Source organism: Dyella lutea (assembly GCF_024158035.1).
Classification (GTDB): Bacteria; Pseudomonadota; Gammaproteobacteria; order Xanthomonadales; family Rhodanobacteraceae; genus Dyella_A; species Dyella_A lutea.
Genome location: NZ_JAMZEK010000001.1, coordinates 960,418 through 983,016, shown reverse-complemented (window position 1 = coordinate 983,016; position 22,599 = coordinate 960,418). Strand labels below are relative to the sequence as shown.

Genomic DNA, 22,599 nt, shown 5'->3' with positions numbered 1-22,599 from the left:
TCGTACTTCCTTTCCTGCGGCGTGCGCGCGCACCTGCGCAGGCGCTGTGGCTGCAACGGTTCTGGAAGCACCGAGGATCGTACCCGGCCATGCCGGGTCGCCTTGGCTCAGGGGGCGTGCGGTACCACTGCAACCGCCTCGAGCAATGCCTGCGCCTCGGTACGGGAGTTCGTCGACTGGCGAAGCGCGTCGCCGATGGGTGCTTCGACCACACCCATCGCCACGGCCCGTCCGTCGACCAGGATCGCCATCGGCCGGCCGACCGCTGCCCGGGTCACCTCACGCATGCGCCTCGCTCCGGCGGCGCTGAACCTGAAGTCGACACTGCACCCGCCGGCATGGCACCCATGGATGCCCACCGCGACGATGTCGCGTGCCCCGATCACGATGTTCGGATCGATGTACAGGCGCCCCACCGATGGCACCCCGTCGTGCTGTTGCCAGCCAGCCCGCGGCTGGATCGAACCGAGATGGAACTGCACGCCTTCCTTCGCCGGATACGAGGACTCCTCGCCATGGCAGGCCGCCAACGCGAGGCTCGCACCAAGCCACACGCAAAGCCATGCGGCGCGGATCAACGCCCCCACCTGCCCGGCATCCGGGAGCCGGACTGCCGCGAGGTGGGCGCGCGCCGCGCGACCGGGGCGCGCGACGAACGCACACCAGACGGCGAGTGGCACGGCGAATGCGCGCCCGGCCGTCGCGTCGGCGAGGGTAGGCATCACCCGGATGATGGTCTTTGTCTTCATGTCGGCCCCGATTGGTGCTGCCGCGACTCCGGTCAAGTCTTCTGGACCGGGGCCTGGAGAAACGGAGGGTGGATGCGCGCCGGCGGCAGCGGTGGCTCGGGCGGCAGTGGCAGGCCTCCGGATGTGCGAGCCGGTACTGGTGGATGTTCACCAGCCCCGCGCCCAGTACGCGGACAAGCGTCGCGGCCTCGGCCAGTGGCGGCACCGACCATCGCGGCGGTCCACCGAAAGGCAACGTTCATTCCCCTTCCCCCTGTCATGATCCCGAACGCGCTCCGTTGACGGTCGGCGCACGCATGACGATGACGGCGCTTCCCTGCGCGGAACGAAAGCCCGGGAATCTGGATCCACCCGCACCCGAGTGTGACGGGCGTCACCATCTTGCCAAGGGCCGTTCCGGTGTAAAGACCATCCGCCCGGCCAGCACGACATCGCCGGGCCCGATCGCCTACCGTTAGAGGCTGGCCGACCTGCCACCACACGGCGACGCTGATGCCGCATAGCGCCGCGATCATGCCACGCGCTATGCCCTGCGCCCGCCGGGCTGCAGCGTGGGTCAGCCTTGCCGCAGCAGCCGGTAGGCCACCGTCTCCAGCGCCGTCACGCCTTCTGCGATGAAGCCAGGCTGACGGGCGAGGATGTCGTGACGGGCCAGCACCGCCACGTCCCAGTCTCGCTCGTACAGCTCCCGCACTTCGCGCCCGCTTACCGAAAACGGCGGGCCGTCCTTTTCCTGCTGCGGATACTCCAGCGTAACCAGCAGGCCGCGGCAGCCCGGCGGAAGGCATGCATACAGCTGGTTCGCGTAGCGCTGGCGCAACGGCGGCGGCAAGGCGATCAGCGCGGCGCGGTCATATACCGCCGCGCAGTCGGCCAACACGTCCGTATCCAGCCCGAACGCGTCGCCGCAGATCAGCTCGATGTTGCCCGCGCGGTAGTGACGGCCATAACGCGACTCGCGCATCTGCGGCGCCAGGCGCTGTTCGGCGAAGAACTGCTCCACCGCCAGCGACGACAGTTCCACACCGAGCACGTCGTGCCCCTGCGCGGCCAGCCACGCCAGGTCCAGCGACTTGCCCGCAAGCGGCACGAACACCTGGCTGCCCGGCGGCAAGCGCAGGCCCGGCCAGTACTCGCGCAACCAGGGCGTCACCGCGTCCTGGTGGAAGCCGATGCGACCCTCTCGCCAGCGCTGCAGCCAGAATTCGTGATCCACGCGATCGTCCCCGCTGTCCGCGCCGCCCGCCTGCGACGCCAACGCGGATCCTGCCATGCGGGGCATCGCCGGCCAAAGCGCGCCCTCCGGTGGCCGTCGCGACGTGGCATCCACGGAAACTTGCCGCGTCCCTGCACGGTCCCAACGAGGCCCACCCGCCATGGAAGACGGATGCCCCTGCCACGACCCGCGGTTGCTGTAGCGCCATCCCGCTGGAAGGCGATGACACGAGCAATGGCGCGCGCCGTGCCGCTGGCACTCACCCTGACCCTGCACCTGGCCGCGTGGCTGGTGCTGACGACGCCCGGGGCACCGGGCCGGCAGGAACGCCCGCCCAGCCGGCGGATGGACGACGCGCTTCGCCTGCGTTGGATTACCCGCGCCCCTGCCACGACATCTGCCCCGACAAAAGCCATCCATGGCTCGCACCACGCGCCACCGCCGGACGCTGCCAAGCGCCAGCATCGCCTGTCGCGCGCCGCCATACGCCAGACGGCGGCGAGGACCCAGGCGCCGACACCCGCCGCGCCACCGCCCCTCACCTCGCTCCCGGCGGCATCGGTGGAGCCGGACTACATCCCCGGAGGAAACCGACTGCAACCCGCCGCACCATCGGTCGTCCGCCTGCCCGGGCAGGCGTTCGTGCCGGGCGTGCCGGTGTTCCGCATGACCGATCCACGCTCGCAGGGGGCGGGCGGCCTGGCCCGGGCGATCGCCGGGCTCACCGGCGGCGCCGACCCGAAGTGCCTGCAGCTCGCGCAATGGCGGGACCTGTCCCGGCGCGAGCGCGCCACCCAGGGCATCACCGACGAGGACATGGACCGGGTAGAACGGGACCACGGCTGCCGCCCTGCGGCCAGTCGCGGCGGACCCGGCAGCAATCCGCTGCTGACACCGCCCGGCCGACGTTGAGCGCATTCCGGCGCCCCTCAACGAAAGGGCGGCCGGAACCTCTGCCGGTCCCGACCGCCCGCCCCGCGCAAACGCGTCAGTGATGGCGCTTGTTGTCCTTGCGGATCTCGTCAGCTGCCTTGCCCAGCTCCTTCTGCACTTTGCCAGCGTTCTTCTCGAGCTTGCCGGCCGCTGCCCTGGCATGGTTACCGGTGATCTTGCCGGATGCTTCCTTCAGCGTGCCCTTGATCTCGTGCTTGGTGCCTTCGGTGCGATTGGGGTCCATGGCGCTACCTCGTCTCAGTGGGGGGGGAATGCCGCGACGGCGGCAAGTCCGTTCTAGGCGCGCGTCTGTCGCACACCCGTGAATCCCCGCGCGCCCGTGAGATCGCAGTCAGCGCAGGTATCGATTGATCAGCGACGGGTGACGGCACCGCCCCGGCTCCCGCGCGCCGGGGCGTCATGCCCGCCGGTGGCGGTCACATCGGCTTGAGGCAATTCACCATCCAGCGTTTGCCGAACCGGTCGGTGATTGCGCCGAAGCGGTGGGCCCAGAACGTCTCCTCCAGCGGCATCGTCACCTCGCCGCCGGCCGCCAGCGCGGCGAAGATGCGTTCGGCCTCTTCCGGCGTCTCCGGCATGACGTTGACCGTGGTGCTGCCGGCTGCGTGCGGCGAAGGGCCGTCGGCGCCCATCAGCAGGGCAGCGCCGACCTCCACCTGCGAGTGCATCACCTTGTCGCGATCGGCCTCCGACATCTGCTCGCACATCGGCGACTGGCCGTAGGTGAAGCGCTGGGTGACCTTGCCGCCGAGCGCCTCGGCGTAGAAATCCATTGCTTCGCGTGCGGTACCGGGAAAGTTGAGATAGGCGACCAGTTGCATGGGGAGGCTCCTTGGGTGGGTGAAATCCGGGGGTGCACCAGCGCCCCCTCACTCTCCCGACGTGCCGGCACGCCGCGCATCGACATCCGCGCGCGAACGCATGCCATCCGCTCCGCTCAACTGGCCCGCGCCCAGGCCAGCGCATCCTCCCCCGCCGGCAGGCGCATCGGCGAGTCGGGATCGGTGGCAGCGCACCACACCGCCTCGGCCACGTCGGCGGCATGGGTGACCGGACCCGATGTGTCGCGCATGCCGGCCAGCACCTGCCGCACCGTCCCGGCGTAGGCGTCGTGCTCCAGACCTTCGCGGCGCGCGTTGTCGCCGAACCGGGTTTCCGGCGACCGACCGGGCAGCACCAGGTGCACGCGGATGCCGAACGGCGCCAGCTCCACTGCCATCGATCCGGTGAAGGCGTTCACCGCGGCCTTGCTCGCGGTGTACATCGCCAGCAGCGGCAGCGCCTTCAGGGTGACGCTGGAGGTGACATTGACGATCACGCCCGCCTGGCGTGCCCGGAACTGCGGCAACACCGCCTGGGTCAGCGCCATCGTGCCGAGGGTGTTGGTCTCGAACAGTTCGCGGGCCAGTGCCGGCGAGGTCAATTCGAAGGGAGCCGCGGCACCGAAGCCGGCGTTGTTGACCAGCACGTCGACCGCCCCGGCCGCGGCCACCGCGCGGTCGATGCTGGCCGGGTCGGTGACATCCAGCGGCACTACGCGCAGGCGGTCGGAGACCGGCAACAGGTCCTCGCGCGGCGTGCGCATGGTGGCTACGACCTGCCAGCCACGGTCGAGGAAAGTGCGGGCAATGGCCAGGCCGAAGCCCGACGAACAGCCGGTGATCAGGACGGTCTTCATGGAAGCTCCTTGGGTGCGGGGAAAGAGGCAGGAGCGCCACGATAGGTGGCCGAGACCGTACCATCTACGATCAGAAGTCCATATCTGTTTTCCAGGAGTCCTGGCATGACCGATCCCCTCGCCGAGGTGGTCTCCCTGCTGCAACCCGCCGCCCGGTTCGCCAAGACCGTGGCCGGCGCCGGCCAGTGGCACGTGCAGCGTTCCGACACCGGGCAGCCGTTCTACTGCCTGTTGCTGGAAGGAGGCTGCCGCGTCGCGGTGGACGAGCACGCGCCGATCGCTCTCGAACCCGGCGACTTCCTGCTGGTGCCGGCGGTCTGGGGCATGACGATGTCCAGCCTGCAGCCGCCGCCGGCCGGCACCCGCAGCGTGCCGGTGGCGCAGGCCGAAGGCGTGTACCGCATCGGCAGTGAAGATGGCCCGACCGATCTGCGCATGCTGGTCGGCCACTGCAGCTTCGACTCGCCCGACGCCGCCCTGCTGGTGTCGCTGCTGCCGCAACTGGTGCACGTGCGCGGCGAGCGCCGGCTCGCATTGCTGACGAAGCTGGTGGGCGAGGAGTCGCGCGCGCAGCGGCCGGCACGCGAGGTGGTGCTGGCCCGCCTGCTGGAAGTGTTGCTGATCGAGGCGCTGCGTTCCACCGCCGGCACGGATGCCTCTCCCGGCCTGGTGCGCGGACTGGCCGACGAACGCGTGGCCATGGCGATCCGCGCCATGCACGCGCACCCCACCCGCGGCTGGACCGTGGCGGAGCTGGCGAAGCAGGCCGCGCTGTCGCGCTCGGCGTTCTTCGAGCGCTTCAACCGCACCGTCGGCGTAACGCCGATGGCCTACCTGCTCGGCTGGCGCATGGCGCTGGCCAAGCAGCTGCTGCGTCGTCGCGAAAACAACGTCGCCGAGGTCGCCGAGCGCGTCGGCTACAGCTCGGCCAGCACCTTCAGCATCGCCTTCAGTCGCCATGTCGGCGTGACGCCCTCGCACTATGCGCGAGGGCCATCGCACGTTGCATCGCAACGGGCCGACTGAGCGATGCCGGGCGCGGCGCCTCAGCCGTGCGGCACCACGGCGCGAAGATCGCCCAGCCAACGCTTGAGCCGCCTCGCCCAGCTACCGACCGGATCCGGCTGCCAGACAAAGGTGGCCACGCTCTGCGCCGGCAGGGTGTAGCGGAAACCGACGTCGCCCGCGTCCACCTTCGCCGCAAAAGCCTCGGTGCGGCTGTTGACCATGACCATGACCAGCGTGCCGTCGTCCGGAATCACGAACGCCACGTTGACGATGTCCTTGTCCGGCTCGCTCGAACCCACCCGCACCGCGCCCGGCGGCACGAAGCGGCTGAAATGCGCGAACGCGTAGTACTCGTCATTGCGGATCACCGCGCCGGTCTGCGAGTCGATGGTGACCACGCCCTTGCACAGGTCGCAGCCACCGGCATGCGGACCGTGGTTCTCGTCCAGCGCCAGGTTCCAGTAGATGACGCCGCGCGCCCAGTTGCGGATGCCGGCCAGCAGCAGGTCGCGCGCGAACCACAACAGCTCGCCGTGCTTCGCCGATGCCCAGTCGCCGCCCGAGCATTCAGTGATGTAGGTATCCTTGTCCGGATGCGCGCGATGCACGTCGGTCTGTACCGAGGGCGTGCCGGCGTAGCAGTGCCACGCCACGCCGGACACGTAGGGCGCGGCCAGCGGATCGGCCAGCACGTCCAGCGGCTGGTCCGGTGCGTCCCAGTTGTGGTCCCACGCCAGGATGCGCACCCGACGCCTGCGCGCAGCCAGTGCCGGACCGAGGTACTGCCCGATCAGGCTGGCCCGCATTGCCGCCGGCATCAGCATCCCGGGATAGGTCGCCGGCTCGTAACCCGGCTCGTTCTGCACGGTGAGCGCGAAGATCGGGATGCCGTAACCGCGAAACGTGTCGACGTACTTCACCAGATAGTCGGCATAGGCGCTTTCGTACTCCGGCAGCAGTTCGCCGCCGATCAGCTTGCCGCTGGTCTTCATCCACGCCGGCGGACTCCACGGCGAAGCGACGATCCGCAGTTGCGGGTTGATCGCCAGCGCCTCGCGCACGGTCGGGATCAGGTCGTGCAGATTGGTGCCGACGTTGAAATGCGCCAGCTCCGGATCGACCTGCCCGGCTGGCATGTCGTCGAGGGTGTAGGGCCTGGGCGAGAAATCCGAGGCCCCGATGGTCAGGCGCGTCATGGCCATGTTCAGACCCGGCGGCGGACCGAACATCTCGCGCAGCAGGGCCGCGCGCTGCTCGCCATCCATCCGGTTCTGGATCAGCCACGCCGACGCATCGGTCACGGCGGCGCCAAAGCCGGTCATGGTCTGGTAGGTGGCGTGCGGATCGACCACCACGTCGCCCGGCTGCGCCGTGCCCGGAATCATCCCGATATCCGGCTGGCGGGCCAGCAGCTCGCGGCGATCGGCCGTGCTCAGCCACACCTGCACGGTCGGCAGGATCGGCTCGTCGGCGATGCGGGTCACGGGCGTGGCGGCCTGGGGTGCCGGCTCCTGACGCGTCGCATGCAGGCCGGCCAACGCGACTCCGGTGATCAGCGCGAAGCCCACCACCGGTAGCCAGCCGGGAATGCCCCGATGCTCATCCATGGCGCACGCACGATCCGTCGACGACGGCGCAGTTCACTCGTGGATTCCCCCGCTGGCACAGTACTGGCAATCGAAGAGTGCAGCGAAAGCGCGCCGGCGTCGACTGGCCCGCGCGCGCACCGTGACGGACCCGGCATCGGCATCGCCACAGGCGTCGCGGAACCCCGCGAGGGCGGGCCGGGACACCCGCTTCGCGGGGCGGTGCGGGTGCTGGCACGCGCGATCCGCCGGGAGACCGGGCAGCCGGCGACAACGCGGCCTGGCTCGCATTTCCCTGCCGGCGGCTGAGGCATGCTCTGCAGCAGCCGCCTACTGCAGCGTCGACTCGCTACAAGGCGGCAGCACACGGACCGTCGATTCCACCGGCATGGAGCTCGCCACCATGAAACGTTTCCTCCCCCTGCTTGGCTTCCCGCTGGCGCTGCCCCTCGGCGCATGCCAGGCGCACCCGCTGCCGTCCTCCGGGACCTCGGCACCGGTGGCCTCCGCCCCGGCTCGGGATTCCGCGTCGACGGACGTGCCTCGGGGAGCGCTGCGCACCGGCATGGCCTACGGCAGCTTCCGCAAACAGATGCTCGACCACGGCTGGCGCCCGCTGCCGGACGCGAAGTGCCTGGCCAACGTGGTCGGCGGCAACGCACAAAAGCTGTGTTCGTCCCATCCGGAGCTGGCCAGCTGCCGCGCCTGTAGCGAGATCCCCGAGCTCAGCGCCTGCAGCGGCGACGGCCACTGCCAGATGCAGTTCCGGCACGGCGACGCGCATGACGTGATGCGTGCCAACACCTTCGGCCCGCTGCGCGACTGGAACGCACCCGCCGGCCAGTCGCAGCTGCGCATCACCAGCTGGCAGGTCGAGCCGGCGCCGGCCGGCACGTCCGGGGCGGCGCCGCACTGACGCATACCGGCACCCGCGCCGACGATCGCGGCACCCGCAGATCGTCGGCGCCTCCACACGTTCGCTCACTCGATCCTGGGAGGGTCTCCATGAGCCAGCAACCCCTTCGCGACCTCATCCACCGCGGCGAATCGCAGGCCCGCGGCTACGACGACTACAACGGCGGCACCTACATCGGCCACGACGGCCAGCCACATATCCGCGGCTCCAGCCGTGCCATCGACTTTTCCAGCATGACGCTGGGCGAGGTGCAGGCGCGCCAGCATCGCGGCGAGATCTTCGCGGTGGGCCTGTACCAGATCATCCCGGACACCATGGACAGCGCGGTGGCGAGCCTGGGCCTGGATCCGAACCAGCGCTTCACGCCCGAACTGCAGGACCGGATCTTTGCCGAGTACCTGGTGACCGACAAACGCCCCGAGGTGCGCGACTACGTCACCGGCCAACCGCACGCCACGCTGCACGCGGCCGAGGTGGCGATGGCACTGGAGTGGGCCAGCTTCGGCGACCCGGATCGCGGTGGCGCCAGCCACTACGGCGGCGCCAACAGCGCCAGCATCGGCGTCGACGAAACCGCCCGCGCGCTGGAGCAGATGCGGGCGGACTACCGCGCCGGCCTCGCCCGCGGGCTGTCCCCCGACGCCGCGTTCCGCGCTGTGGCGATCGGCGATGCGCCGCTGCAGACGACCCACCGCGGCCGTGTCGCCGACGAGGCGGGCCTGCTGCAACCGGGCGACCACGGCGAGCAGGTGCGCGACCTCCAGCATGCGCTAGCGGGACAGGGCTACACCGGCACCGGTGGCCGGCCGCTGGCGATCGACGGCGTCTTCGGGCCAGCCACCGAGGCCGCGGTCGAGGCGTTCCAGCGCGCGCAGCGGCTGGACGTGGACGGCAGAGTCGGTCCGCGCACCCAGGCGGCCCTCGGTCAGGCAGAGCAAGCGCACGAGGTGCGCACGCTGCAGCAGGCCCTGGTCACCCTGGGCTATCCCGACGCGCAGGGTCAGCCGCTGGCCGTCGACGGCGTGCCGGGCCAGGCCACGCGCGCGGCGACCGAGGCCTTCCAGCGTGACCACCACCTCGCCGTCGACGGCATCGCCGGCGCGCAGACCCGCGCCGCGCTCGAGCAGGCGCTGACAGCGCGCCGACCGCAGGCGACGACAGCCGGCCCGACCGAACCCGACAACCCGCTCTACCGCCAGGCGCTGGCCGGGGTGCAGAAGATCGACGCCGACATGGGACGGCGCTCGGACCAGCTCAGCCGCAACTTGGCCACCGCACTGGCCGCCGAGGCGAGGACACAGGGCCTCACCCGCATCGACGCGGTGGCGATCAGCGAGGACGGCTCGCGCACCTTCGCCGTGCAGAACGACGCCGGCATCAAACGCTACGCCGACGTCCCCACCGCCCAGGCCGTGCACACGCCGATGGCGCAGAGCGCGGCGAAGCTGTCCGCAACGACCGCCGCACCGTCCCTGCCGACGCAGACCATGGCACGGCAGCGCGACATCCCGGCCGCGGAGACGCCACACATCGCCTGACACCGATCGTCGACTTCCGCTGCGTGCGGGCCACGCGCACCGACCGGTCCGGAACCGGGCGCTACATCTGCTCCATCGGCAGCACCCGCCGACGGGCGCGCTCGCGCAGCGAGCATTCGCGCAGGGTGTCCGCCAGCGCTTCCAGGCCGGGGATGCCGTAGAGGTCGACCACCGGCATCTCGTCGTCGGACGAATGCAGGGTGACCCGGCACAGGCCGAGCAGGCGCATGCCCAGCGGCTTGAGAATGTCGAAGTGGTCGACGCGGAAGAGTTCGACATTGTCCTGCGCCTTGGACAACAACCCGCGCTCCACCCGCACCCGCTGGGTGGTGATGGTGAAGGTCAGGCTCAGGCTGCGCAGCCAGTACACCAGCCACGCCAGCCCCAGCGTGCATACCACCAGCACATACTGGCCGAAGGTGTAGATCACCTTTGGATGACCGGTGAACAGTGTCTGCTCCACGCTGGGCGCATGCGCCGCCTCGTACGCCTCGATGTCGGTGCCGCAATAGCGGCATTTGCGCGCCGCCGCCTGGATCAGCTCGGCACAGGCCGGGCAGCGCTTCATCTCGTCGGTCATGGGTGGGTTCCAGGGATGCGGTTCGGGCGGTGGTGCATGTTAGCTCCGCCCGGACCACGCCAAGGGTCGGCGCCGGCGGATCGCTCAACTCCTGAGCTTGTACCCGGTGCGGAAGATCCAGCCGATCGCCAGCAGGCAGGCGACGAGGAAACCGGCGATCGCCGCCAGGCTGATGCCGACGCTGACGTCGGCCAGGTCGTAGAAGCTCCAGCGGAAGCCGCTCACCAGGTACACCACCGGGTTGAGCAGGGTGATCTTCTGCCACAGCGGCGGCAGCATGTGGATGGAATAGAAGCTGCCGCCGAGGAAGGTCAGCGGCGTGATCACCAGCAGCGGGATCACCTGCAGCTTCTCGAAGTTGTCCGCCCAGATGCCGATGATGAAGCCGAACAGGCTGAAGGTGATCGCGGTCAGCAGCAGGAAGCTCACCATCAGCAGCGGGTGGGCAATGTGGTAGTCCACGAACAATCGCGCGGTGGCCAGGATGATCACGCCCACGATCACCGACTTGGTCGCCGCCGCCCCCACGTAGCCACAGACAATCTCCACGAAGGAGATCGGCGCGGAATGGATCTCGTAGATGGTGCCGGTGAACTTGGGAAAGTAGATGCCGAACGAGGCGTTGGACACGCTCTGCATCAGCAGCGAGAGCATGATCAGCCCGGGAATGATGAAAGCGCCGTAGCTCACCCCTTCCACCGAGGTGATGCGCGAGCCGATGGCCGAGCCGAACACCACGAAGTACAGCGAGGTGGACAGCACCGGCGAGGCGATCGACTGCATCAGCGTGCGGCGGGTGCGGGACATCTCGAAACGGTAGATGGCGCGGATCGCGTGCCAGTTCATCAGCGGCTCCTCACCAGGTCGACGAAGATCTCTTCCAGCGTGTTCTGCTTGGTGCTCAGATCGCGGAACCGGATGCCCGCAGCGGCGAGCTCGCCGAGCAGGGTGGTGATGCCGGTGCGTTCGGCCTGGGTGTCGTAGGTATAGGTGAGCTCGGTGCCGTCGGCGGACAGCGCGAGGGGGTAGTCCGCCAGCGACGTGGGAATAGTCGTCAACGGCTGGTGCAACTGCAGCGTCAGCGCCTTCTTGCCCAGCTTGTGCATCAGCGTGGCGGTTTCCTCTACCAGGATCAGCTCGCCCTTGTTGATCACGCCCACGCGGTCGGCCATCTCCTCGGCCTCCTCGATGTAGTGCGTGGTGAGGATGATGGTGACGCCGTTGTCGCGCAGGCGCCGCACCATGTTCCACATGTCGCGGCGCAGCTCCACGTCGACGCCCGCGGTGGGCTCGTCCAGGAACAGCACGCGCGGCTCGTGCGACAGCGCCTTGGCGATCATCACGCGCCGCTTCATGCCGCCGGACAGGGTGAGGATCCGGTTGTTGCGCTTGTCCCACAGCGACAGGTCCTTCAGCACCTGCTCGATGTGCTCGGGCTTCGGCGGCAGCCCGAACAGTCCGCGACTGAAGCTCACCGTATTCCACACCGTCTCGAACGCATCGGTGGTGAGCTCCTGCGGCACCAGGCCAATGCGCGAACGGGTGGCGCGAAAATCGCGCACCACGTCGTGGCCGTCCACGGAGATCGAGCCGCTGCCGGGGTTGACGATGCCGCAGATGATGCTTATCAGCGTGGTCTTGCCCGCCCCGTTGGGGCCGAGCAGGGCGAAGATCTCGCCGCGGCGGATCTCCAGGTCGATCGGCTTCAGTGCCCGGAAGCCGGAAGCGTAGGTCTTGTCCAGGCCTTTGATGACGATGATCGGATCGGTGCCCGCGGGCACTTCAGGCGACAACCGGGTCATCGGCGGATACCCCGCCGAGTTGCGCAGTGCGTGCTCATGGCGTTCCTGCTGGGATGGGGGATGGCGGCATGCGATGGGGGCGGCGCCGCTCCGCATGCTAACGCGATGCGACGCATCGATGCAGCCACACGCCGTTCATGCCATCGGCTTGCAGCCCCGGAAAGGGACGCGCACCATCAACGGACCGAACAGCATGGGGTGATCGCACCATGGCCACCATCCGCAGATTCGATCGCTACACCGAGCTTGGCCCGTACGTCGCATGGGTCCGCCAGCTCAACGAGGGTGAGTACACGGTTTCCGTCCAGGTCTGCGAGCATCGTATCGAGCACGATGACGACGACACCTTCGACACCGAGGACCAGGCGCTCGGCGCGGCCGAGGGCCTGGCTCGCCACCTCCAGCAGCAGACCGGCACCACGACCGCATCCCCGCCTTGAAAGCGCGGCGCATGCCTCACGCCCGTCGCCCGGCTCGCAACTGGGGCGCCGTGAGCCGCCCCGGCTGCCCGGCTCAGGCCGCGTCCGCCTGAAGCTCCAGCCGCTCGAGGTCGTCGAGCAGCCCGGGTCCGCTCGTATCCCAGCCGAGCGTCCGCCGGGTCCACTCGCTCGATGCCGGCAGATCCATGGCGACAAAGGCGGCAAGCCAGCCGAAATAGTCGGGAGCGTCGGCGGCCGCAATGGAGATCACCGGCAGATCCAGCCGCTCGCCGAGCACCCGGGCGATGTCGCATGCGGCGATCCCCTGCTCGGCGACGGCGTGGTAGCGAGCCCCCGGCATGCGGTGTTCCAGCGCCAGGCGATAAAGCCGGGCCACGTCCTGCACGTGCGCCGCAGGCCAGCGATTGCGGCCGTCGCCGACATAGGCGCACACGCCCCTGGCGCGCGCCATCTGGATCCATGGCGACACCAGCCCCTGCCGCGTCGTGTCATGCACCTGCGGCAGGCGCACGACCGACACCGCCACACCCGCATCCAGCAGCTCCTGGCCGGCCCGCTCGGACGCCAGGCGCGGGTTGGGATGGTCCAGGTTGAGCACGTCCTCGCGCGCCGGCAGCCCCGCACCCGGGCTGCCCATGCCGGTGCCCGAGGTGATCAGCAGCGGGCGGTCGGAACCGGCCAACGCCGAACCGAGCGCGTGGATCGCGCGGTAGTCCTTCTCGCAGTTGGCAGCGAAATGGGCGAAGTCGTGATCGAACGCGGTGTGGATGACCGCATCGGCCTGCGCCGCACCGGCGCGCAGGCTGTCGGGTTGTTCCAGCGACCCGCGATACGCGGCCGCACCGAGGGCGGCAAGCGACCGCGCCTTATCTTCCGACCGGCACAGGCCGGTCACCTCATGACCGTGCGCCAGCAACTCTCTGACGACGCGGGTGCCGATGAATCCGGTGGCGCCGGTGACGAAAACTCGCATGGATCGCTCTCCTTGGAAGGGACGGCGATCACTATCCCGGCCGGGTAATATCCGGGTAAAGTCGTGTCTTTATCGTGGTATATCCTCTAACAGGATGGTGCACGCGTGCCGCAGGAACATCGTCTGGGAACCTACCTACGGGACCGCCGCGAGCGCGTCGACCCGGCCGCCCTCGGCCTGACCGGCGCGCGCCGACGCACGCCCGGGCTGCGCCGCGAGGAGGTCGCCCAGCGCGCCCACATCAGCACCACCTGGTACACCTGGCTCGAGCAGGGACGCGGCGGCGCGCCCTCCGGCGACGTGCTCGAACGGATCGCGCACGCCCTGATGCTGACCGACGCGGAACGAGAGCATCTGTTCCTGCTCGGGCTGGGCCGGCCGCCGGAAGCGCGCTACCGCGAGCCCGCCGGCATCACGCCTCGACTGCAGCGCGTACTCGACGCACTGGAGCCCTGCCCCGCGATCATGCGCACGGCTACCTGGGATGTGGTGGCGTGGAATCGCGCCGCGACCGTGATGCTGATCGACTACGGCTCGCTGCCGCCCGAGCGACGGAACATCCTGCGTTATCTCTTCCTCGACGCCCGTGCCAGGGACGTGCAGTACGACTGGCTCAGCGTGGCGCGCTACGTGGTGGGCGCGTTCCGCCTCGATGCCGCCCGCGCCGGCGCCGGCAAGGCGGTCGAGGCGCTGGTGGACGAGTTGTGCCGCGCCAGCCCCGAGTTCAACACGCTGTGGCACGAGCACGACGTGGGAAGCCACGGCGAGGGCATCAAGCACATCCGCCACCCGGAACTGGGGCCGCTGAGCTTCGAGTACTCCGCCTTCGCCGTGGACGGCCGTCCGGACCTGAGCCTGGTGCTCTACAACCCGGTGAATCCCGCCGACGTCGAACGCATCGCGGCGCGGCTGCGGGAGGGCACGTAAGTCGGGAAAGACCTTTCCGGCGCGAAACTGCCATGCCCCGGGCCCTGCGGATCGACCGCGCCTACAGGCCCGGACAGTACCCGCACGCCAGGCCACGAATGCGATCCGCAGGCCTGTATCCCTTCTCACCACCCAGGCAAGAACCAGGGCCAGGCTCGTGGCTTCCGCGCCACGAGCCTGGCCCCTTCTCATGAAGCACGCCTTACGGAGTGACCTGCAGCGTACTCGGCAGCGAGCTGTTGTAGACGCTCTCGTTCGACGGCAACGCCAGAGCCGACTGCGACGTGAAGGTGCAGCTGACCGTGGTGGAGCACACCCCGTCGTTGAGCCACGGCACCACGCTGGAACCGTTCGACCAGATGATGTCCGCCAGGCCGTTGCCGTCGTAATCGCCATTGGCGGCGACGGAGTATCCGCTCAGCCCCCCCGGCACGCTGAACGCAGCGACCTTTGCGACTTTGGCGCCGTTCATCAGCCAATAGCCCCACTGACTGCCGTCAGTGCTCTCCCAGATCAGGTCATCGTTTCCGCTGGAGCTCAGGATTCCGCTACCCACGATGCGCCAGCCTGCCGGATAGGTCGTGACATAGGACGAGGCAAAGCCCTTTCCGTTGCCCAGCCACATATAGAGATCGCGGTTGGCGCTGGTCCATACGATATCCAGCTTCCCGTTGCCGTCGAAATCGCCCATGGTGACCGGGTAGTAGCCGGGGGCGACATTGATGACGCTGGAACCGATTCGCTTGGAGCCATCCATGAGCCAGTAGGCGAACTGATGGGTCTGGTCGTTCAACCAGATGAGGTCGCCCTTGCCGTCGCCGTTGACGTCTCCAGCACCCTCGAGCACCCATCCGGCCGGGTAGCTGCCGATGGCCCTGGGCGTGAAGCCGCTGGGGCCGCCCAGCCACACGTAGAGATCGTTATTGCCGCTGGTCCAGATGATGTCGGCGAAACTGTCGCCGTTGAGGTCCGCGGTTGCTGCCGGATAGTAGCCACTGGCGATCGCCGTGGTGGAGCCAGCGTCGGCGATCGTCCCGACATTCAGCGCCCCCGGGCCAGCCATGATCAGGGACGACATCCCCTGGCCGGTCAGATCGTCGGGAATGGGGAGCCCCCCGCTGATGGCATGCTCGATCTCGCACCTGTCCGTGTCGTTGGACCACGTGCTCTGCATGGCGAAGCTGCCGGTCGACATCGTGACATTGGCGGATGCGCCCTGCCCCGAATGGATCCATGCGCACTCGTCCGCGTTCTCGTCGCCGGAGCTGGAGTTCACCCAGCCATAGCCCGGGAGCGCGTCGGTCAGGGTCTCGGCGTACTCATGCCCCTCGACGATGGAGAAGCCGTCCAGGTAACCCGGCGTGCCACCGTTGACGTAGTTCTGCCCGCAGCTGTAACCCGCGTCGTACACATACGGCATGTTGGTGTACGGCACCGGCACATAGCTGGAGGTCGACGGGTCGGTAAAGCCCCCCGCGCTGTGCCAGGCGCAGAAGTTGCCGCTCGACGTATTGAATCCATCCGGCGTGGTGCCGGTCGGCGACAGGATCACGTACTGCGCGTAGCGGTTGGAGGCCGCGGTGGTGTTGCCAAAGTGCTGGGCGGCCTTCACGGCCTCCGCGCTCAGCTGGGACTGGGTGGCGCTGGCCGGCGAGGGCGACGCGTTGTCGTACCAGATGCCGGCGAACACGCCGCCGCCAGTGGGGTACGCGATGAAGTTCGCATTGTCGGGACAGGACGTCGCCGCGTTCGATACGGCGGCTCCATCGCAATACTGGGTGAGCACGCCGGACCACAATTCACCGGCGGTACCCAGGCCCTGGAACATGCGCTGGAGATACGGCACGGCGCTGACCGGATCGTTGGACAAGGTCATGTTGCCATCGCCGTCGGTGCCGGCAGTTCCCCACTGGCTGCCGTACACCACCAGGTAGACCTTCGGATGTCCGCTGAGCACGCCGTAGCCGTAGTAGCCGCCGCCGTAACTCAGGGTGTTGGCGCTCGTCGCGGCCATTCCGATCGCCGGCGCGGCCGCCCGCGCGGCGTCATAGCTCCGTACGGCCTGTGCGGTCTCGAGCGTGGGCATGACGCCGTGGCGATACGGATGGTTGTATGCCGGCGAGTAGGGGTTGGTGGTGACCTGGGTAACGGCCGCATCGGCCGATCGGGCAGCGCCCGCCAGGAGCATGAGAGTGGCCGTAGCCGTAATGACTTTGGTGAACTTCCGACGCATGAATGGGTTCTTCCCTAAACGTGAGGTTCCAGCGGTACGCGCCGAAGCCCTCGAACTTGAGCAAAAGGGGACCCACGCCTTGAGCGGCATGCTCGCGGAACATTGATCCCCTGTGTACTTGCTTGCATGATGCCTGTCATAGCTTGTCGAGCACCGGACCAGGCCGCTGTCGACGCATGATGGATACAGCCTTGCCGGAGCGGATTCAAGCATGGATTCCCCCGGATACCCTCCCACGACCGCCATTCGAGCGCCTGACCGGGCATGCCAAACCCTCGCACTGGCGGGGACGCGGACACGAACAGGCCGTGTTTGACGCGATGCGCGGAACCGGCACGGGGTGACCGCAGCGACCGTCAGACGACCGATTCTTGTGGCAGACATCCCCCTCGAGCCGTGGCAACCTGCCCAGTGAAGAGGCCTGCCTCCCCTTGTCGACACGCGGAGGCAGAACCTGAGCCCCCAGGATGCGGCGACCGGAGTGCATGAGGGAGCCCGCGAACAAGGCACCTGCTTCGGACCCGCGCCATCGGCGGGACCTGGCCATTTCCGACGGGCGCTGGCATTAATTACCGATGCGAGCGACGACTCCGACGCTGCCGTCCCCCCGACACCGGCAGGCCGCCCTTCTGACCCTGGGCACGGCAGCCGTGCTGCTGGCGCCGCACCTCGGCGTGCCGATGCTGCTCTACCCCGTGTTCGGACTCGGACTGTGCTGGGCCATGCTGCGCTGGCAGCGGCTGGACTTTTCCGCACTCGGCTTTCGCTGGCGCGCGCGCAAAGCGCTGCCGCTGCTGCTCGGTGGCCTGCTCGGCGTGGCGTATGCGGCGCTCAACTACAGCGTCATCGGTCCGCTGTTGGCGCGCCTGCTCGGTGAGTACCCGGACCTGAGCGACTTCGACTTCGTCCGTCACAGCCTCGGCGGCTATCTGCTGGCGCTGCTGCTGGCGTGGGTGATCGGTGGCTTCTACGAGGAACTGGTGTTCCGCGGTTTCCTGCAGACCATGCTGCTGCGGCATCTGCCGGTGCATCGCAGGCGCATGGTCGTGGCGGCGGCACTCACCGCGCTGCTGTTCGCGCTCTATCACCTGCAGCTCGGTGCGTTCGGCGTCGCCAACGCGCTGGTCTTCGCGCTGATCGCCGCTGCGCTGCGGCAGCGCTGGCCGGACAACCTCTGGTACCTGATCGGCTTCCACGCCTGCGCCGACATGGGTGCCTTCACGCTGATCCGGCTCGGCTATCTCTAGCTGCGGGTCATGCGCCGCCCCGGGGCACAGCGCACGCCGACGGGCCCGTCGCTCAGGCCACCGCGTCGACAAACACCCCGCGCAAACCCGATATGCCACTCTCGCCGACGTGGCTCGCCAGCGATTGCAGGAACGTCGGCAGGTGCGGGACAGCCGGATGGGCAGGGCCGGCGCCTTCCGGACGCGCGCCCAGCGACGTCCACAGACCCTGCAAGGCCGTGGTCAGCCCGGCCGAAGCACCGGATGCGCTGGCCTGCAGCGCCTGCACCAGGCGCGAGGAGGTCGAGGCGATGCTCCGGTACTGCTGCACCTGCTGCGCACCGCGCCGGCTGGCCGTCGATGCGTCGCCCTGCGCCCATGCAGTGCCCGTGGCGGCGGCCGGCGCCTGGCCCGGCGAAACGGCCAGCCCCAGTTGCGCCATGGCCGCCCCGATCGCGGCCGTCCACTGGCCCGCGTCCGCGGCCGGGAGGCGCGAAATGGCCGTCGCGGGGGCAGAAGTCGAGGTGCCGGACGCATTCCCGGGCTGCGCGCGCCGAAGCGCGGCCAAGCCTCCCGGAGAGGGCCGCTGGGTGCCGTAGATGCTCGAAATACCCATGGCAGACAACCCGCTCCGAGGGGAGTCGAGGAGGTGACGCCGCAGCCTGGTGAAGACGGCGACGGTGGTGAAATATAGGCCAGTGGCGCCAGGACGAGGAAGTGCGTTCCGCCCCTCGCCTTGCGTCCACCCGCAATGCTACTGCCAGGGAAGCGCTGCCGTATGGTTTGCAGGTGCGCCGATCACGTACCAGCCGGCAGGGATCTGCCATTTGCAGTAAGAGGGATAGGTCGGCGAGTTCTGGTGCAAGCCTGCGATGGCGAGCGTCCCGTAAGTGGGATCGAATACGTACAGGCCGGTCGCATTGATGCCGTTCCCCTCGATGAAGTAACCGGCAGACCCCGGAGTGCCGATGGAGCCCCCATCCCAGCCGCCGCCAGTGGTGATGCTCGTCTGCCGCCCCTGGCTGTCAAAAGAGCGGTAATAGTCACCGCCGGCGGCAAGTGAGTACTGCCCGTTGCTGTCGCGCAGGTAATCCTCATCGCCGATTTCCTGGCCCATATAGCCGCCACCGAACGCCCAGACATGGCTCATGTCGATGGCGACCTTGTACGACTGCCAGCCACTCGATTGGCTGTCCCATATGTAGAGATCGTTAGCAGCACTCGTCCACAGGACGCTCAACCGGTTGCTCGGGCCGTAGTAGCCGACCCCGATCGGATAATAGCCACAGGCGACGTGCTGGAGGCGGGAGCCGATCCGGACGGCGCCATTCATCATCCACTGCGCGAATTCGCAGTCACCCGGGTCCATCCAGAGAAGATCGTCGCGGTTATCCCCGTTTACGTCACCTGCGCCCACCAGTTGCCACTGACTGGGATAGGTACCCATGTAGACGGAGGAGAATCCACCACTGTGATTGTTTCTCCACAACCACAGGTCGCGCCTGGCGCTGGTGAAGACCAGGTCGGTGTAACCGTCGCCGTCGAAATCACCGACGGCCGCAACGAAGTAACCCGGTGTGACGTTGAACGTGCGTGATCCTATTCGGGTCACCACATGGGACAGATTGGTGGTGCTCGGGGTGGATTTCATCAGCCAGTAGGCGAACTGGCTCGTGCCGGGATTGAACCAGAGCAGATCGGACTCGCCGTCTCCGTTCATGTCACCCGTGATCCGCGAGCTTCCGGGGACCGGGGTCGCCACCTGCAGCGCGGGAAGGTGCTGGAACGAAACCACGGGGGAATAGCTGCTGGCTGCAGCCGCCACCCCAACTCCCCCGAATACCGATGCCAGTGCGACGAGAACGAAAATTCCGCAGCCCCGACCAACAAAACGATGCCAATGCATGCCCCCCTCCCTTTGGGATCCACTACCGCACGACGAATATATCGACGGAATACGGACCATCCATCAACCGGCACCCCGCGAGCCGGATTCGGTCGGTAATATTAGCAAGAAGCGCACTCGTTGCAGACCCGTCACTGGAATAACGGGCGCGGGAATCGAGTGGGACGTGGTTGTTGACTGTAAAAAATGCGCTCTGATTCTCCACAGCGCACGAAACCGCCAGGCCGAATCAACATCCTTACATTGACGGCCACCACACACGACGGCGTCTACGTAATGAACGATTACACCACCTCTTCCGAACTCTCGCGCGACCGGCACATCGTCAACGCGCGTTTCGAGGGGATTGGCTGCAAGGCGCGATGAGGGCAGGCCAGGACAGGGGGCAGGCTTGCCTCCCGACCGCTCGCGCGTCCGGCTTCCCGGAAACTCGAACCCGCCCCTCCGTGTGGCCCGTCCCGCTATTTCTGACCGCCCTGCCGCCTGGGCGGGCGCGGACAGGTGGCCCGTTGCCACGCGCCCACATCGGCCAGCGCGGCAGTCATGGTGGCGTCGTCCTTCAACGCATCGCCGCCGTGATGGCTCACCTCGGCGGCAGTGGTCTGGAAGTCGTTCTGCAGGCGTTTGGCGTGCACCTTCTGGCCTGCATCGAGGATCGCCCGGGCCGAATCTTCGAGCGTGCTGGCGTCGACGATCCCCGAGTAATCCAGGGTGGGGGTGATCAGCCCGAAGCCGGATGCCATGCAATCCTCGCGCAGATCCGCAGGCAGCCTCATGAAAGCGTCGAGCGCCCTGGCCACCTCCGCGACGGATGCGGCCGAGGGCGGCGCGCTCTGCCCCGCCCCCGCGCCAAGAGCCGATTGCGCAGAGAGCAGCAAGGCCAGGGAACACGCCGGGAAAGGGGACCATGGACGAACGAACCCGGGGATGCTGGGAGTCGTGGCGGGCACAGGAGGATCTCAAGAAGAGTCGGATCCGACGGTGCCGCTACTCGGGGCGCTTCGGGTTCGGCGGTGGAAGATCGAGGGCGACGTCCGCCTTTCAGCGACGCGCACCCTCCTAGATGGACGAGCCGCCCACGTTCAGATGCCGGTGAGCGTCCTGACGTCGAGAAGGTCGTCACCCTTCATCTCGACCACGTATGAGGCCTGGGCGGCCCTTATAAACGCCGTCGGTTTCGATGCCATCCGATGCAGGTCGATCTGGAGGTTTACGTACTGCCCGCTGCAGCTCACAGAACTGGATCGCAACATGGCCGGTCCCGCCAGCACGCCATTGATCCTGGCCAGCGCGGAGGCAGGCAGGGAACCCCCGTTCGCCTCGACGCGAGTGAGCCTGACGCGGAAATCGCCCGTTGCCGCATCGCTCGACTGTTCCCACATGTAGCGCCCGTGCACGCCAGCGCAGGCGAATCGCACCGAAGCCCCGACCCTGGCAGGCGACTGGTAGTGCGAGCTCAGGTTGCTCACGAGCAGCCTCGCCAGGGACCGATCGGCCGCCGCAGCCGCCCGTGGGACCGCAGACACCACCGCCAGGCACGCAAGTATCCGTATCGCCCTCACATGCATCTCCATCCATCAACGAAGCCCCCCTCCAGCACACGCGGGGCAACGCCAACTTCCGCGGCATTTACCCCTTCCTTCCTGCTTTCACGCGGCGCCGCGAGCGCCGGGTCGCCCGGAAAGGTCGAACCGCTTCCGTGTTTGCCACCCGACTTCACATCGACGAAGGCGAGCGCCAGTCCCTCAGAGCCCGTGGGAGACTTTCATGCCGAACTTGCTGCAGCCCAGAATGGAGCCGCCCAGTCCCGCATGGGAGAACGGGCTGATCGGAGGCTGCATCGTCACCTTCACCTCGGCGCCGTCCTTGCGCACTTTCACAAACCGCTCGATCTGACCCTCCGATCCGTAACTGAAGTCCTGGCTCGTGTACACGTCCGCCGAGCCGTAGCCGGTGGTGACCGTACCTGCATAGACGTCGCGTGACCCACCGAGCAACGCAGAAATGCTGGTCACCAGGTAGTACTTGCCCGGCTTCATCTGGGAGAACTGGAATTCGCCGTTGTCATTGGGCTTGGCCACCATGCGGACCGAGGCCATCTCCGGGTCCATCAACACCCGGTCCCTGCCGGGCTTCGCCTTCTTGGCGAGCGCGACGAGCTGCTCCAGATATGTCGTGGCGGGATACAAAGCCACCGGCTGGGTCCCCAGCACGAGGTTGCCTCGCCAGGCGCCACACACTTGTCCGCGGATGATCGAGTGCCCCGGCTCAAGCGCAGCCTTGGCCGAAGCAAGGTCGAACGGAACGCCCGGCTTGAGCAGATTCACGCTGGGCCTGGTCTCCGGGATGGTCGTGCGCGACTCCTCCAACCGCTCCACGGCCGTCTTGCCGCCGGACGATTGCCCGCTCGACGCAGGCCGCCCCGCATCGAACCCAGCGACCAGCGCGCACAAGCGTGTACGCACCTCCTGGGGATCGACCTGCGCGCCCGCCGGCACAATGCTTGTGAAAGAGATCCGGGAAGGTGGCTGGATCTGAACCAGCGTCGCCGTCGGCGAAGGCGGCTTTCCAAGGCCCAGACTCGGCGTTGCGGTGTCGTAACTGGGCTTCGTCGCGATGACGTAGCCGTCCGCCTGCGCGATGCGTTGCACCGCATCCAGAGCCTGGTTTGCGGCAAGCCCGTCGTAGCTGGATGAGGCCATGAACAGTCGAGCGCCGTCATGGGTCGTCATCTGATCGAGGCCGGACACGCACGTCGCCCTGGCGAACACCATGCCAGGTACCGACAACAGCAGAAGAAATGCCGAAAGCAGCCATACGCGCTGCGTCCTTGCCGGATTCATCATGTGGACTCCCTGTCCCGGGTA

Annotated in this window: 23 protein-coding genes; 7 read left to right on the top strand and 16 right to left on the bottom strand. The window is 68.0% G+C overall.

The genetic code is table 11. The features are described 5' to 3' along the window. Positions 1-107: 107 nt before the first annotated feature. Both NC595_RS20545 and NC595_RS04355 read right to left on the bottom strand, forming a co-directional pair. Complete coding sequence (locus NC595_RS20545; protein ID WP_425493078.1) at positions 108-287, bottom strand: hypothetical protein; 180 nt, start codon at positions 285-287, stop codon at positions 108-110. A 1,018-nt stretch (positions 288-1,305) separates the two neighbouring features. After that, entirely contained in the window at positions 1,306-1,965 is a 660-nt protein-coding gene (locus NC595_RS04355; protein WP_253565033.1) for a thiopurine S-methyltransferase, read from the bottom strand. Positions 1,966-2,187: 222 nt separating this feature from the next. Here NC595_RS04355 and NC595_RS04350 point away from each other — a divergent pair, with 222 nt between their 5' ends. Continuing rightward, positions 2,188-2,877 carry a hypothetical protein gene (locus tag NC595_RS04350; RefSeq protein ID WP_253565032.1) on the top strand — a complete coding sequence of 230 codons (690 nt, stop codon included), beginning with the start codon at positions 2,188-2,190 and terminating at the stop codon, positions 2,875-2,877. Positions 2,878-2,953: 76 nt separating this feature from the next. On the opposite strand, the gene NC595_RS04345 is transcribed toward NC595_RS04350, so the two are convergent. The 3 genes from NC595_RS04345 to NC595_RS04335 form a co-directional block, all read right to left on the bottom strand. Continuing rightward, positions 2,954-3,142 carry a CsbD family protein gene (locus NC595_RS04345; protein ID WP_253565031.1) on the bottom strand — a complete coding sequence of 63 codons (189 nt, stop codon included), beginning with the start codon at positions 3,140-3,142 and terminating at the stop codon, positions 2,954-2,956. A gap of 193 nt (positions 3,143-3,335) precedes the next feature. Next, positions 3,336-3,740 carry a VOC family protein gene (locus NC595_RS04340; RefSeq protein WP_253565030.1) on the bottom strand — a complete coding sequence of 135 codons (405 nt, stop codon included), beginning with the start codon at positions 3,738-3,740 and terminating at the stop codon, positions 3,336-3,338. A 116-nt stretch (positions 3,741-3,856) separates the two neighbouring features. Next, positions 3,857-4,597: an SDR family oxidoreductase gene (locus NC595_RS04335; RefSeq protein ID WP_253565029.1), complete on the bottom strand. Its 741-nt coding sequence runs from the start codon at positions 4,595-4,597 to the stop codon at positions 3,857-3,859. Between the two features lie 105 nt (positions 4,598-4,702). Here NC595_RS04335 and NC595_RS04330 point away from each other — a divergent pair, with 105 nt between their 5' ends. After that, on the top strand, positions 4,703-5,623 hold the full coding sequence (locus NC595_RS04330; RefSeq protein ID WP_253565028.1) for an AraC family transcriptional regulator: 921 nt from the start codon (positions 4,703-4,705) through the stop codon (positions 5,621-5,623). A gap of 20 nt (positions 5,624-5,643) precedes the next feature. On the opposite strand, the gene NC595_RS04325 is transcribed toward NC595_RS04330, so the two are convergent. After that, positions 5,644-7,212: a glycoside hydrolase family 30 protein gene (locus NC595_RS04325; protein ID WP_253565027.1), complete on the bottom strand. Its 1,569-nt coding sequence runs from the start codon at positions 7,210-7,212 to the stop codon at positions 5,644-5,646. Between the two features lie 382 nt (positions 7,213-7,594). On the opposite strand from NC595_RS04325, the gene NC595_RS04320 reads away from it, so the two are divergent. Together NC595_RS04320 and NC595_RS04315 are read left to right on the top strand one after the other, a co-directional pair. Then, positions 7,595-8,107 (top strand): hypothetical protein, encoded by a 513-nt coding sequence (locus NC595_RS04320; RefSeq protein ID WP_253565026.1) that lies wholly within the window; start codon positions 7,595-7,597, stop codon positions 8,105-8,107. Positions 8,108-8,196: 89 nt separating this feature from the next. Continuing rightward, the gene (locus NC595_RS04315) at positions 8,197-9,645 is read left to right on the top strand and encodes a peptidoglycan-binding domain-containing protein (protein ID WP_253565025.1); all 1,449 of its coding nucleotides are present in this window, start codon (positions 8,197-8,199) and stop codon (positions 9,643-9,645) included. A 61-nt stretch (positions 9,646-9,706) separates the two neighbouring features. On the opposite strand, the gene NC595_RS04310 is transcribed toward NC595_RS04315, so the two are convergent. From NC595_RS04310 to NC595_RS04300, 3 genes are all read right to left on the bottom strand, one after another. Further along, the gene (locus tag NC595_RS04310; RefSeq protein ID WP_253565024.1) at positions 9,707-10,225 is read right to left on the bottom strand and encodes a PH domain-containing protein; all 519 of its coding nucleotides are present in this window, start codon (positions 10,223-10,225) and stop codon (positions 9,707-9,709) included. A gap of 84 nt (positions 10,226-10,309) precedes the next feature. Continuing rightward, positions 10,310-11,071 carry an ABC transporter permease gene (locus NC595_RS04305; RefSeq protein ID WP_253565023.1) on the bottom strand — a complete coding sequence of 254 codons (762 nt, stop codon included), beginning with the start codon at positions 11,069-11,071 and terminating at the stop codon, positions 10,310-10,312. Further along, positions 11,071-12,027 (bottom strand): ABC transporter ATP-binding protein, encoded by a 957-nt coding sequence (locus tag NC595_RS04300; RefSeq protein ID WP_253565022.1) that lies wholly within the window; start codon positions 12,025-12,027, stop codon positions 11,071-11,073. The genes NC595_RS04305 and NC595_RS04300 overlap by 1 nt, the downstream gene beginning before the upstream one ends. A gap of 209 nt (positions 12,028-12,236) precedes the next feature. Here NC595_RS04300 and NC595_RS04295 point away from each other — a divergent pair, with 209 nt between their 5' ends. After that, positions 12,237-12,467, top strand: a complete 231-nt coding sequence (locus tag NC595_RS04295) for a hypothetical protein (protein ID WP_253565021.1) — start codon at positions 12,237-12,239, stop codon at positions 12,465-12,467. Positions 12,468-12,540: 73 nt separating this feature from the next. Here NC595_RS04295 and NC595_RS04290 read toward each other — a convergent pair whose 3' ends face one another. Next, complete coding sequence (locus NC595_RS04290) at positions 12,541-13,440, bottom strand: SDR family oxidoreductase (RefSeq protein WP_253565020.1); 900 nt, start codon at positions 13,438-13,440, stop codon at positions 12,541-12,543. A 105-nt stretch (positions 13,441-13,545) separates the two neighbouring features. Here NC595_RS04290 and NC595_RS04285 point away from each other — a divergent pair, with 105 nt between their 5' ends. After that, the gene (locus NC595_RS04285) at positions 13,546-14,367 is read left to right on the top strand and encodes a helix-turn-helix transcriptional regulator (protein WP_253565019.1); all 822 of its coding nucleotides are present in this window, start codon (positions 13,546-13,548) and stop codon (positions 14,365-14,367) included. Between the two features lie 202 nt (positions 14,368-14,569). Here the strand turns inward: NC595_RS04285 and NC595_RS04280 are convergent, their stop codons facing one another. Continuing rightward, positions 14,570-16,555: an FG-GAP repeat domain-containing protein gene (locus NC595_RS04280; RefSeq protein ID WP_253565018.1), complete on the bottom strand. Its 1,986-nt coding sequence runs from the start codon at positions 16,553-16,555 to the stop codon at positions 14,570-14,572. A 620-nt stretch (positions 16,556-17,175) separates the two neighbouring features. On the opposite strand from NC595_RS04280, the gene NC595_RS04275 reads away from it, so the two are divergent. Beyond that, the gene (locus NC595_RS04275) at positions 17,176-17,847 is read left to right on the top strand and encodes a CPBP family intramembrane glutamic endopeptidase (protein WP_253565017.1); all 672 of its coding nucleotides are present in this window, start codon (positions 17,176-17,178) and stop codon (positions 17,845-17,847) included. Between the two features lie 52 nt (positions 17,848-17,899). Here NC595_RS04275 and NC595_RS04270 read toward each other — a convergent pair whose 3' ends face one another. From NC595_RS04270 to NC595_RS04250, 5 genes are all read right to left on the bottom strand, one after another. Further along, positions 17,900-18,442, bottom strand: a complete 543-nt coding sequence (locus NC595_RS04270; protein ID WP_253565016.1) for a hypothetical protein — start codon at positions 18,440-18,442, stop codon at positions 17,900-17,902. A 138-nt stretch (positions 18,443-18,580) separates the two neighbouring features. Next, positions 18,581-19,732, bottom strand: a complete 1,152-nt coding sequence (locus NC595_RS04265) for an FG-GAP repeat domain-containing protein (RefSeq protein ID WP_253565015.1) — start codon at positions 19,730-19,732, stop codon at positions 18,581-18,583. 461 nt (positions 19,733-20,193) lie between these two features. Then, on the bottom strand, positions 20,194-20,508 hold the full coding sequence (locus tag NC595_RS04260) for a hypothetical protein (protein ID WP_253565014.1): 315 nt from the start codon (positions 20,506-20,508) through the stop codon (positions 20,194-20,196). A 306-nt stretch (positions 20,509-20,814) separates the two neighbouring features. Continuing rightward, entirely contained in the window at positions 20,815-21,201 is a 387-nt protein-coding gene (locus NC595_RS04255) for a hypothetical protein (protein ID WP_253565013.1), read from the bottom strand. Positions 21,202-21,477: 276 nt separating this feature from the next. Continuing rightward, positions 21,478-22,578, bottom strand: a complete 1,101-nt coding sequence (locus tag NC595_RS04250; RefSeq protein WP_253565012.1) for a hypothetical protein — start codon at positions 22,576-22,578, stop codon at positions 21,478-21,480. Positions 22,579-22,599 lie beyond the last annotated feature (21 nt).